General features: G+C 76.0%; 13 protein-coding genes. 5 read left to right on the top strand and 8 right to left on the bottom strand.

The window, feature by feature from the left end; translation table 11 throughout:
- Window positions 1-81 precede the first annotated feature (81 nt).
- On the top strand, window positions 82-597 hold the full coding sequence (locus ET526_RS14170; RefSeq protein ID WP_135468356.1) for a GNAT family N-acetyltransferase: 516 nt from the start codon (window positions 82-84) through the stop codon (window positions 595-597).
- Window positions 598-635: 38 nt separating this feature from the next.
- Here the strand turns inward: ET526_RS14170 and ET526_RS14165 are convergent, their stop codons facing one another.
- The 7 genes from ET526_RS14165 to ET526_RS14135 all read right to left on the bottom strand — a co-directional run bounded on the left by ET526_RS14165 (window position 636) and on the right by ET526_RS14135 (window position 6070).
- On the bottom strand, window positions 636-1568 hold the full coding sequence (locus ET526_RS14165; protein WP_135468355.1) for a phosphotransferase family protein: 933 nt from the start codon (window positions 1566-1568) through the stop codon (window positions 636-638).
- Window positions 1565-2164 (bottom strand): malonic semialdehyde reductase, encoded by a 600-nt coding sequence (locus ET526_RS14160; protein WP_135468354.1) that lies wholly within the window; start codon window positions 2162-2164, stop codon window positions 1565-1567. The genes ET526_RS14165 and ET526_RS14160 overlap by 4 nt, the downstream gene beginning before the upstream one ends.
- 247 nt (window positions 2165-2411) lie before the next feature.
- Complete coding sequence (locus tag ET526_RS14155; RefSeq protein WP_135468353.1) at window positions 2412-2972, bottom strand: NifU family protein; 561 nt, start codon at window positions 2970-2972, stop codon at window positions 2412-2414.
- An 86-nt stretch (window positions 2973-3058) separates the two neighbouring features.
- A complete protein-coding gene (locus tag ET526_RS14150) occupies window positions 3059-3559 on the bottom strand; it encodes a universal stress protein (RefSeq protein ID WP_135468352.1) in 501 nt (166 codons plus the stop codon).
- Window positions 3559-4308: a TIGR02186 family protein gene (locus ET526_RS14145; protein WP_158295590.1), complete on the bottom strand. Its 750-nt coding sequence runs from the start codon at window positions 4306-4308 to the stop codon at window positions 3559-3561. Before ET526_RS14145 ends, ET526_RS14150 begins: the two co-directional genes overlap by 1 nt.
- The gene (locus ET526_RS14140) at window positions 4305-5213 is read right to left on the bottom strand and encodes a sulfite exporter TauE/SafE family protein (protein ID WP_135468351.1); all 909 of its coding nucleotides are present in this window, start codon (window positions 5211-5213) and stop codon (window positions 4305-4307) included. The genes ET526_RS14145 and ET526_RS14140 overlap by 4 nt, the downstream gene beginning before the upstream one ends.
- Window positions 5214-5302: 89 nt before the next feature.
- Window positions 5303-6070, bottom strand: coding sequence for an MlaA family lipoprotein (locus ET526_RS14135; RefSeq protein WP_135468350.1), 768 nt, complete (start codon window positions 6068-6070; stop codon window positions 5303-5305).
- Between the two features lie 59 nt (window positions 6071-6129).
- Here ET526_RS14135 and hpnI point away from each other — a divergent pair, with 59 nt between their 5' ends.
- The 4 genes from hpnI (at window position 6130) to ET526_RS14115 (ending at window position 10750) form a co-directional block, all read left to right on the top strand.
- Window positions 6130-7296 carry a bacteriohopanetetrol glucosamine biosynthesis glycosyltransferase HpnI gene (hpnI, locus tag ET526_RS14130; RefSeq protein WP_135468349.1) on the top strand — a complete coding sequence of 389 codons (1167 nt, stop codon included), beginning with the start codon at window positions 6130-6132 and terminating at the stop codon, window positions 7294-7296.
- A 5-nt stretch (window positions 7297-7301) separates the two neighbouring features.
- A complete protein-coding gene (gene hpnK, locus ET526_RS14125) occupies window positions 7302-8159 on the top strand; it encodes a hopanoid biosynthesis-associated protein HpnK (protein ID WP_135468361.1) in 858 nt (285 codons plus the stop codon).
- The gene (locus tag ET526_RS14120; protein WP_135468348.1) at window positions 8156-9085 is read left to right on the top strand and encodes an isoaspartyl peptidase/L-asparaginase family protein; all 930 of its coding nucleotides are present in this window, start codon (window positions 8156-8158) and stop codon (window positions 9083-9085) included. Before hpnK ends, ET526_RS14120 begins: the two co-directional genes overlap by 4 nt.
- 87 nt (window positions 9086-9172) lie before the next feature.
- Complete coding sequence (locus ET526_RS14115; RefSeq protein ID WP_135468347.1) at window positions 9173-10750, top strand: fatty acyl-CoA synthetase; 1578 nt, start codon at window positions 9173-9175, stop codon at window positions 10748-10750.
- Window positions 10751-10759: 9 nt separating this feature from the next.
- Here ET526_RS14115 and ET526_RS14110 read toward each other — a convergent pair whose 3' ends face one another.
- Window positions 10760-11233, bottom strand: coding sequence for a hypothetical protein (locus tag ET526_RS14110; protein ID WP_135468346.1), 474 nt, complete (start codon window positions 11231-11233; stop codon window positions 10760-10762).
- Between the last annotated feature and the right edge of the window lie 26 nt (window positions 11234-11259).

Raw genomic sequence — 11259 nt, 5'->3', positions numbered from 1 at the left:
CTGCTGCTGACCGAGGGCGGCGGCTACCGGCTCGATCCCACGGCGGGCCAGGCCGTCGCGGCCTGACCGCGCGGCCGCGGGATGGAGGCGCGGAGCGTCCTGACGGCGCGGCTGCGCCTGCGGCCCTTCCGCCCGGAAGACGCCCCCGCCTATGCGGCGATCCGCGCCAGGCCCGAGGTGGTGCGCTTCCTCCCGGGCGGCGAGGCGCTGGCCGCCCGCGCGGCGGAGGATGCGCCGCGCCTCGTCGCCCGCTTTGCCGCACAGTGGGAGGCGGTGGGCTACGGCCCCTGGGCGGTGGAGGAGCGGGAGACGGGCCGGCTGCTCGGCCATTGCGGGCTGCGGCTGCTGCCCGAACTCGGCGGCGAGACCGAGATCCTCTACCTGCTGGACAGCACTGTCTGGGGCCGCGGCCTGGCGAGCGAGGGCGCGGCGGCGGCCCGCGACTACGGCCTCGGCCGGCTCGGCCTGACGCGCCTTGTCGCCTACGCGCTGCCCGAGAACGCGGCCTCGGTCCGCGTCCTGCGGCGCATCGGCATGCGCGAGGAGGGCCCGGCGCGGGCCTTCGGGCTCAACGCCCTGCGCTACGCCATCCCCTGAGCGCCAAAACGCGCGGCCCGGCTCCGGGGCGCGCGCCTTCACGGCGGCCGGCCGCCGGCCCAGTCCGCGACGATCCTCAGCATCGCGGGGGCGCGCGCGGCATCCCCGGCGTGGTCCGCGAGCTCCGACAGCCGGAGCACGCCGCTGAGCAGCGCGATGCGCGCGCCATCGAGGGCGCGGCCGGTCAGCGCCTCGTACTCGGCGACGATCCGCGCGGTGAGGTCCCGCGCGATCCAGTTCGGGTAGACGAACTCCCGATGCAGGGGGCCGAAGCCGGAACCGCCGAAATCGTAGAGGCCGTTGAGGCGCCCGGCCGTATGGTCGAACGCCATGTTCCAGCCATGCCCGTCGAAGAAGCCGTAGGTCGTCCCGTGCGGGTCCGGCGGCAGGTCCTGCCAGGCCGTGATGGTCCGCTCGGCGTAGGAGCGGAGCCGGGGCGGCAGGACCGGCCAGACCCGCCGCAGGATGGCCTCCGGCGGCAGCCAGGGGGTGACCGGCCCGGCCCCCGCGCGCTCCATCACCCGCGCGTCGAGCGCGTGAAGCTCGGCGAAGAAGAGCGCCATGTCGGCGGCCAGGCGCTGCCGGGACGCGGCCGGCAGCGCCTGGTACTGCGCGCCCAGCAGGTGCTCGCCCGCGATCTTGGCGTGGCGGGCGAACAGCGGCGGGCCGGGATGGAGGATCGGCTCCGGGACCCGCATGGTCACCGCCGGGCGGATGGCGGCGAGCAGCCCGGCCTCCTTCGCCAGCCGCCGCTCCGCCGCCTGGTGGCGCGGGAACCTGAAGATCAGCCGGTCATCGACATCGACGGCGACGCAGTCCCACCCCTCCGTGAGGAGGGCGAAGCTCGAGAACGCAAGCTCCGGGAACGCCCCGAGGATGACGGACCGCAGCGCCTCCAGGGTCGGGCACGGAGCGGCGCCGCCCGCGAGCGGCGGGCCGGAGGCCGGGCGATCCGCGCCGCCCTCCCTCATTCCAGCCGGCACGCCTCGTCGAAGGGCAGCCGCGGGCTGCGCGGGAACAGGCCGGAGGGGTCGCCATAGCCGAGGTTGACCAGGAAGTTCGACTTCCATCCGGTGTCGGCGAAGAAGGCCTGGTCCACCTTGTCGTTGTCGAAGCCGCTCATCGGCCCGGCGTCGAGGCCCACCGCGCGCGCCGCCATGATCAGGTAGGCGCCCTGCAGCGTGCCGTTGCGGAAGGCGGTGGTGTGGGCCAGCGCCTCGTTGCCGGCGAACCAGGAGCGCGCGTCGGTGTGCGGGAACAGGCGTGGCAGCAGGTCGTAGAATTTCGGGTCGTGGGCGACGATGACGGTGACCGGCGCGGCCATCGTCTTCTCCGTGTTGCCCTCCGACAGGGCGGGGCGGAGCTTCTCCTTCCCCTCGCGGGTGCGGATGAAGACGAAGCGGGCGGGGGAGGAGTTGGCGCTGGTCGGGCCCCATTTCAGCAGGTCGTAGAGTTCCTGCAGCTTGGTGTCCGGCACCGGCCGGTCCTGCCAGCGGTTGTGGGTGCGCGCGGCACGGAAGATCTGGTCGAGCGCACGGTCGTCGAGGATCGAGGGGTCGGTCAGCATCGGGTGCGGATCCCTGTCTCTGGTGCCGTCGCCGCCCGCGCCCGGTCCGCGGAGGCGGAGGGACGGAGCGGCGCCTCGGCGGCTTGATAGGCGCGGCGCGGCGGCCGGCGCCAATCGCGGCCGCGCATCGGCCCCATCACCGCGGCGAATGGCGGGGCTCGCACGGCGGCCGCCGGCCGGGTTCCGCGACCCCCTCGGAGAGGCGCGGCATCCCCGATGGGCGCCCGTCGCGGCCTCGGCGCGGCTGTCAGGCCTCCACCTGCTCCACCGCCACCACCTCGGGCACGTAGTGGCGCAGCATGTTCTCGACCCCGTGCTTCAGCGTGGCGCGGGAGGAGGGGCAGCCGGAACAGGCGCCCTGCAGGTGCAGGCGCACGATGCCGTCGCGGAAGCCGCGGAACACGATGTCCCCGCCATCGCCCGCCACCGCCGGGCGCACGCGGGTGTCGAGCAGTTCCTTGATCTGCTCGACGATCTCGGCATCGGCGGGGTCGTAGTCCTCGGCCCCGTCCTCGTCCTCGCCCTCGAGCACCGGCAGGCCTGCCAGGAAGTGCTCCATGATGGCGCCGAGCACCTGCGGGCGCAGGCTCTGCCAGTCGGCCTCGCCGCTCTGGGTCACGGTGATGAAGTCGGCGCCGAGGAACACCCGGGCGACGCCGGGCAGGGCGAAGAGGCGGGCGGCGAGGGGACTGCGCGCCGCCGCCTCGGGGCCGGCGAAGTCGGCGGTGCCGCGCGCGCCCATCACCTCACGGCCGGGGAGGAATTTCAGGGTGGCGGGGTTGGGGGTGCCTTCGGTCTCGATGAACATGCGGTCCTGTCCACGCGGGTTTCCCGACTGATCTGGTCTGCTTTGGCCCGCCGCGCAACCGCCGGCGGGCCCGGTCCGGGGCCGGATCAGGTGACCCGGTCCAGCTCCGCGTCGTCCAGCCCGCCGGGCACGATGGTCATCGGCACGGTCAGGCGCGCGGCGTAGCGGCCGGTGAGGGCGGTGATGAGGGGTCCCGGCCCCCCGCCCCCGGTGGCGGAGGCCAGCACCAGGATGGAGATGCGCGGATCCTCCTCGAGCAGCGCCAGCAGCTCGTCGCGGGGGTCGCCCTCGCGGATGATCAGGATCGGCAGGGTGCCGGTCATCTCGTTCACCTGGGCGGCGAGGCCGGAGAGCAGCTTCTCCGCCTCCTCCCGGCGCTCCTCCTGCATCATGGCGCCGACCCCGGCCCATTCGACCAGCTCGGCGGGCTCGAGCACGCGCAGCAGCGCCACCCGCCCCCCGCCCTTGCGGGCGCGCAGGCAGGCGTATTTCAGCGCCACCTCGCGCTCCGGGCTGTCGTCCACCACCACCAGGAAGACGCGGTCGCGCCTCGCGGGAGCGGCGGCTTCCTCCTCGGTCTGCGGCATCAGCTCCTCCGGAACAGGACGCTGCCCAGCCAGCCGGCCAGCGCCGCCAGCAGGACGCAGGCCAGACCGTAGACCAGCGGCTGCACCTCGGCGACGGTCGCGATGCGGTCGGCGGCCCCGACGCGGTTCACCCAGAAGCCGAGCTCCTCCCGCGCCGCCACCTGGCGGGCGCGCACCAGCAGCACCTCCACCCGGTACTCGCCGGTCGGCACCGTGGCGGGCAGCGCGATGGTGGCGTGGAACAGGCGGTTGCCCCGGATCTCGACCGGCGTCGCGTCCTCGGACCACAGGCCGCGCTCGGTCTCGAGCGCGAGCAGCGCGGCGCGGAAGGCGGGGCCGCGCGCGCCGCGGCTTTCGAGCGGCAGGGCATCGAGGCCCACGCCGTGCCGCATCCGCTCCTGCTCGGGCAGGATCTGCCAGGCCGGACGGGTGGCGGCCAGGGCGTAGAAGCCCGGCACGTGTTCGAACCGCGCCGACGGCCCGTTGACCCAGAGCAGCCCCGCGACCTGCACCTTGCGCCGCACCACGATCGGGCGGGTGGGGCCGCGGACCAGGATCACCACCTCGTCCCCCCCGGGGCCGATCGGCTCCCCGGTGCTGCCGAAGACGGTGAGGGTGGCGCCGGTGAAGCCGGTGGTGACCTCGACCACGCCCTGCGACAGGGCGGCAACCAGCGGCGGCTCCGCCGCCGCCGCGCGCGCCGGAGCGAGGGCGAGCGCGAGCAGCAGCCACCACCACGGCGCCGTCACAGCGCCGGCCCGATGCTGAAGGGCCGCTCCGGCGGCCGCACCAGGTCCCAGAGCAGGCTCGCCGCCACGGCGAGCACGAGCAGGCCGAGCAGGGCCCGCGTCTCTTCCCCGCGCAGCCGCGCGCCCATGGCGGCGCCGAACTGCGCCCCGGCGACCGCGCCCAGCAGCAGCAGCATGGTCAGCACGATGTCCACCGTGCCGAGCTGCACCGCCTGCAGCAGCGTGACGTTGGCGGTGACGAACACCACCTGGAACAGCGAGGTGCCGATCACCACCGCCGTCGGCATGCCGAGGAAGTAGATCATCGCCGGCACCAGCATGAAGCCGCCGCCCACGCCCATCACCGCCGACAGCACGCCGACCGCGAACCCCACCAGCAGCGGCGGGATCACCGAGATGTAGAGGCGCGACTTGCGGAAGCGCATCTTGAAGGGCAGGCCGTGCGCCCAGAGGTGCTCGTGCAGCCGCCGCCGCACCGCCTGGCGCCGCCGCAGGATGGCCCGCACGCTCTCCATCACCATCAGCGTGCCGACGGTGCCGAGCACCACCACGTAGAACAGCGCCACCGCCAGATCCACCTGGCCGATCCGGCGCAGCAGGCCGAAGAGCTGCACCCCGGCGGCGGAGCCGAGGAGGCCGCCCACCAGCAGCACCGTGCCCATCTTCGCGTCCACATTGCCGCGCCGCCACTGCGCGATCAGGCCGGAGACGCTCGCGCCGAGCGTCTGGTTGGCGCCCGAGGCGACGGCGACCGGGGAAGGGATGCCGATCAGGATCAGCAGCGGCGTCAGCAGGAAGCCGCCGCCCACGCCGAACAGGCCGGACAGCCAGCCGACGGCGAAGCCGATGCTCACCAGCAGCAGGGCATCCACCGACATCTCGGCGATCGGCAGGTAGACCTGCATCGCGGCATCCGGCTAGGGCGGGCGGGGGGCAGACGCCGGTTTGGACCCGGAGCGGATCGGACGCAACCCCCAATCCGCGGCCCGGCGCCTCAGCGCGACGGCGGCGCCTCCTCCCCCGGGTCGTCCAGCACGTCGAGGCCCACACCCTCGGGCGTGGCGAGGCCAAGCTCCGCCGCCCGGCGCTGCCGCGCGACGCTGCGCAGCCTGGCGTAGAAGTCGAGCGACTCGGCCCGCAGCGCGTCCAGCGCCTCGACGGTCTGCTCGCGCGCGTCGATGCCCCAGACCACGTCGCGCGCCGCGATGCCCCAGATCGGGATCAGCCAGTTCAGCGGGTTGAGGAATCCGTCCGTCACCATGCCGACCGTGTCGCGGGGGTTGGAGGGGCCGGCGATCGGCAGCATCAGGTAGGGCCCGCCGGGCAGGCCCCAGGCGTGCAGGGTCTGGCCGAAATCCCGCGGCTTGCGCTCCGGCCCGCCGAACTGGGCCATGTCGAACATCCCGCCCAGCCCCATGGTCGAGTTGATGAAGAAGCGCATCAGGCTCTCGCCCGCCGCCAGCGGCCGGCCCTGCAGCAGGTTGTTGGCGACGAAGCGCGGCTCGTCCATGTTGTTGATCACGTTGCGCACCCGGGTGCGGACCCAGGAGGGCACCGCGTCGCGGTAGCCGAGGGCCACGGGGCGGATGCAGCAGTCGTCCACCGCGAGGTTGAAGTCGAGGATCCGCCGGTTGGTGTTCTCCCAGGGGTCGCCGGTGTCCACCGGGGGGGCGCCGGTCGCGGCCTGCCGTCCGGCGGGGGACTGGGCGCAGGCGCCGAGCAGCAGGGCGAGCAGCAGGGCGAGGAGGGGGATGCGGGTCATGGCGCGGGGGAAGGTAGCCGAAGCGCGTCGCGGAATCAGAACAAGGATCGCGGCGCGGCATGGCTGAGGCGGCGCTCCTCGCCGCCGGGCTCGCGGCGGCGGCGCTGGCCCTGGCCGGAGCGGCCTCGGCGCTGCTCGCGGCGCGGGCGGTGCGCCGCCTCGCCGCCGCGGCGCCGGCGGCGGGGCCGGCGCTGCCCGCCTCGGTGCTGAAGCCGCTGCACGGGCGGGCGCCGGGGCTTGAGGGAACGCTGCGCACCACCCTCGCCCAGCGCCACGCCGCGCCCTTCGAGCTGCTCTGCGCCGTGCGCGACCCGGCCGACCCGGCCGTGCCGGTGGCCGAGGCGGCGCTGGCCGCGGGGGGCGGGGCGCTGATCCGCGACCCGGCGCTGCACGGACCGAACCGCAAGGCCTCGCAGCTCGAGAACCTGGCGCGGCGGGCGCGCCACCCGGTGCTGGTGGCGGTGGACGACGACATCGCCGTGCCGCCGCACTGGCTGACCGCGGTGACGGCGCCGCTCGCCGACCCCGCCATCGGGCTGGTCACCTGCCTCTACCGCGGGGAACCGGCGGACGCCTCGCCCTGGTCGCGCCTCGCCGCGCTCGGCATCGACTGGCACTTCCTGCCCAGCGCCGCGCTGGGGGAGGCGATGGGCCGCGCCCAGGGCTGCTACGGCGCCACCATGGCGCTGCGCGCGGAGACGCTCCGCCGCATCGGCGGCTTCCGCGCCCTGGCCGGGCTGCTCGCGGACGACCACGCGCTCGGCGCCGCGGTGCGGCGGCTGGGCCTCCGGGTGGTGGTGGCGCCCGTGATCCCGGGGCATGTGATGGCCGAGCCCTCGCTGCGGGCGCTGCTGGCGCACGAGCTGCGCTGGGCGCGCACGGTGCGCCAGCTCGACCCGCGCGGCTATGCCGGGATGGCGCTGACCCATCCGCTGCCCTTCGGGCTGCTGGCGGCGGCGCTGCTGCCCGGCGGGTGGGGCCTGGCCACGCTCGGCACCGCGCTCGGGGCACGGCTGGCGCTCGCCGTGCTGGTGGACCGCGCGCTCGGCCGCCGCCCCGCGCCGGGGCGGCTGGCGCTGCTGCCGGCGCGCGACCTGCTCTCCTTCGCCGTCTGGCTCGCGGGGCTGGCCCGCGGCAGCGTGACATGGCAGGGTCGGCGCTACCGCATGCGCCGGGACGGGACGATGATCGAGCCGGGGCAGGCCCCCGGCGGCAGGGCAGGGTGAGCGCCATGGCCCGCGCGCGGCCGGAGCGCCGCGTCATCCTCACTGCCGACGATCTCGGCCTCGCCCCGGAGGTGAACGAGGCGGTGGAGCGCGCCCACCGCGAGGGCGTGCTGACCGCCGCCAGCCTGATGGTGGGCGAGCGGGCGGCGGCGGGGGCGGTGGCGATCGCCCGCCGCAACCCGCGCCTCGCCATCGGCCTGCACCTGACGCTGACCAACGGCACGCCCGTGCTGCCGCCCGCGCGCATCCCGGCGCTGGTCGGCCCCGACGGGCGCTTGCGCGACGACATGGCCGCGCTCGGCCTCGCCCTCGCCGCCAGCCGCGCGGCGCGGCGGCAGCTCCGCGACGAGATCGCGGCGCAGTTCGCCGCCTTCCGCGCCACCGGCCTTCCCTGCGACCACCTGAACGCCCACCGGCACTTCCACCTGCACCCGGTGATCGCCGCCCTCGCCTTCCGCGCGGCGCGCGAGCACGGCGTGCGCGCCGTGCGCATCCCCTGGGAGCCGCCGGCTCTGGTCCGCGCCGCCGACCCCGCCACACCGCGTACCCAGAGCCGCGCCCTGGTCCCCTTCGCCGCGCTGCTGCGCCGCCTCGCCGCGCGCTTCGGCCTTGCCGCGCCCGACCGGGTGGTGGGGCTCGCCTGGTCCGGCGCCTTCACCGCCGGGCGGCTCGCGGCCGTGCTGCCCCTGCTGCCCGCCGGCACCACCGAGATCTATCTCCACCCCGCGACCGCGGGCGGCTTCCCCGGCGGGGCCCCCGGCTACCGCCACGCCGAGGAGCTGGCGGCGCTGACCGATGCGCGGGTGCGCGAGGCGGCGGCGGGGCTCGCCAGCGGCGGCTACGCGGCAATGCTTGGCGCATGAGCGGCTGGACCCTGGCGATCCATGGCGGCGCCGGCACGCCACCCGCGGCCGAGCTGACGCCGGCGCGCGAGGCCGCCTACCGGGAGGGGCTGCTCGCCGCCCTCGCCGCCGGACGGGCGGTGCTGGAGGGGGGCGGCACCGCGCTCGACGCGGTGGCGGAGGCGGTGCGGTCGCTCGAGGACTGTCCGCTGTTCAACGCCGGCCGCGGCAGCGCGCTGACCGCCGCCGGCCGGGTGGAGATGGACGCGGCGGTGATGGACGGCGCCGCCGGCCGGGCCGGGGCGGTGGCGGCGGTGACACGCATCCGCAACCCCGTTGCTGCGGCCCGGCGCGTGATGGAGCGCACGCCGCACGTGCTGCTGGTGGGCCCCGCCGCCGACGCCTTCGCCGCGGCCGAGGGGCTGGCGACCGAGGAGCCCGCCTGGTTCGTCACCGCGCACCGCCGCGCGCAGCTCGCCGCGGCGGCAGGGCGGGTGGCGCTCGACCACGACCTCCCCGGAAGCATGGGCACGGTCGGCGCGGTGGCGCGCGACGCGGCCGGCCGGCTCGCTGCCGCCACCTCCACGGGCGGGATGACCGGCAAGCGCGACGGGCGGGTCGGCGACAGCCCGCTGATCGGCGCCGGCACCTGGGCGGACGGGACGGTCGCCGTCTCCTGCACCGGCACCGGCGAGGCCTTCATCCGCTGCGCCGCGGCGCACGAAGTCTCGGCGCTGATGCGCCTCGGCGGCCTTGGCCTGCGCGCGGCGGCGGAGCGCGTGGTGCTCGGCCGCGTGCCGGAGAGCGGCGGCCAGGGCGGGCTGGTCGCGGTGGACGCGGCCGGCGCGGCGGCGCTGGTCTTCGGCACCGCGGGGATGCATCGCGGCCTGCTGCGCGCGGGCGGAGCGCCGGAGGTGGCGATCCTGCGCGGGCCCGGGGAACCCTGACGCCGCCCGGGCCTTGCATCGCCGCCGCGGCCCGGCAGACTGCGCGCCGCCCGCGCCCCGGGCGCGGCCGAGAGCAGGGAGACCACCATGGACGCCAATGCCGCCCGGGCCGGGCGCAGCACCGTCGGCGACGCGCTGCGGCGCGCGGCGCGGCGGAACCGCGACCGCACCGCGCTGCGCTTCGCCGACCGCCGCTGGAGCTTCGCCGACCTCGACCGCGCCGCGGACCGGGTGGCGCGGGCGCTGCTCGCGGCGGGGCTCGCGCCCGGGGAGCGGGTGGTGGCCTATGGCCGCAACTCGGACGGCTACCTGCTGCTCTGGCTTGGCTGCGCGCGGGCGGGGCTGGTGCACGTGCCGGCGAACTATGCGCTGACGCCGGGGGAGCTCGCCTACATCCTCCGCCAGTCGGGGGCGCGGGCGCTGTTCCACCAGCCCGCCCTGGCCGCCGCGGCGGACCAGGCGGCGGCGCAGGCGGGGGTGACGCTGCGCGGCACCATAGACGGGGGCGGGGGCGCGGCCGATGCGCTCGCCGCCGCGCTGGATCCGGCCTGGGACCGGGGGCCGCCGCCGGACGAGGCGCTCTCCGACACCGACCTGGTGCAGATCATCTACACCTCGGGCACCACCGGGGCGCCCAAGGGGGCGATGATGACGCACCGCGCCTACATCGCCGAATACGCCGCCGCCGCCATGGCGCTCGACTTCTCGGAAGAGGACCGGGCGCTGGCGGCGCTGCCGCTCTACCACACGGCGCAGATGCACGCCTTCACCATGCCCCAGCTCCTGGTCGGCGCCGAGACGCTGCTGATCGAGGCGCCGGAGCCGGCGCGGGTGCTGGCGCTGATCGAGCGGGAGCGGATCACCAGCTTCTTCGCGCCCCCCACCGCCTGGATCAGCCTGCTGCGGCACGAGGAGTTCGGGAGGCGCGACCTCTCCTCGCTGCGCCGCCTCTACTACGGCGCCGCCATCATGCCGGTGCCGGTGCTGCAGGAGCTGCAGAGCCGCCTGCCCAACGCGCTGCCCTACAATTGCTACGGCCAGAGCGAGATCGCCCCGCTCGCCACGGTGCTGCGGCCGGAGGAGCACGCGGCGCGCCCCGCCTCGGTCGGCCGCCCGATCCTGACCGTGGAGACCCGCATCGTGGACGCCGAGATGCGCGACGTGCCGCCGGGCGAGCGCGGCGAGATCGTGCACCGCTCGCCGCAGCTGCTGACCGGCTACTGGGGCATGGAGAAGGAGACGGAGGAGGCCTTCCGCGGCGGCTGGTTCCACTCCGGCGACGTCGGCACCATGGACGCGGAGGGCTACATCACCATCGTGGATCGCGTGAAGGACGTGATCAACACCGGCGGCGTGCTGGTGGCGAGCCGGGAGGTCGAGGACGCGATCCTGACCCACCCCGCGGTCTCGGAATGCGCCGTCGTCGGCCTGCCCGACCCGCGCTGGATCGAGGCGGTGACGGCGGTGGTGGTGCTGCGCCCCGGCCAGCAGGCGAGCGAGGAGGCGCTGATCGCCCATGCGCGGCAGACGCTCGCGCCCTACAAGCTGCCGAAGCGGGTGATCTTCGCCGACCACCTGCCGCGCAACACCGCGGGCAAGCTGCTGAAGCGGGAGCTGCGCGCGCGCCACGGCGGCAGCGCGGAGGCGCTGCCGGGGGTGGGCTGAGGGGAAGCCTCAGCCCGCCGCCCGCTCCCCGGTGAAGCCGAGGCGGCGCAGGGCGGCGATGGTGTCCTCCGCCGAGCGGTGGTGGACGAAGACGCCGCCCTTCCGCTCCCACCCCTCGCGGGCCGAGGCGCGGTCGTCCACCAGCACGTGGCCGGGGCCGGACCAGCGCGGCTTTTCCCGGCTCATGCAGGTGATCACCGGCACATGCGCGCCCAGCATCCGCGCCACCCAGCGGCGCTTCTGCTCCGGCGCCCAGGCGCCGAGCGGCAGGCCGGTGAGGATGGTCGGGCGATGCGGCTCGCAGAAGCGCCACAGCGCCTCGGCGTCGTGCAGGAAGGCCAGGGTCTCGAAGAAGCGCGGCGCGCGGGCGAGCGCGGCCCACATGGTCTTCAACGGCAGCTCCTCCGGCCGCTTCCCGGTCACCTCCCGCACGCCGCGGTCGAAATCGGCCAGCACCCCGTCGAGGTCGAGGAACAGCCGCATCAGCGCCGCCTCCTCCCGGCCGCGGC

The sequence above is a fragment of the Crenalkalicoccus roseus genome, from assembly GCF_004761865.1.
In the GTDB taxonomy this organism is placed as follows: Bacteria; Pseudomonadota; Alphaproteobacteria; order Acetobacterales; family Acetobacteraceae; genus Crenalkalicoccus; species Crenalkalicoccus roseus.
Note: the sequence above shows the minus strand (reverse complement) of the source record. Positions and strands in the feature narration are given on the sequence as shown.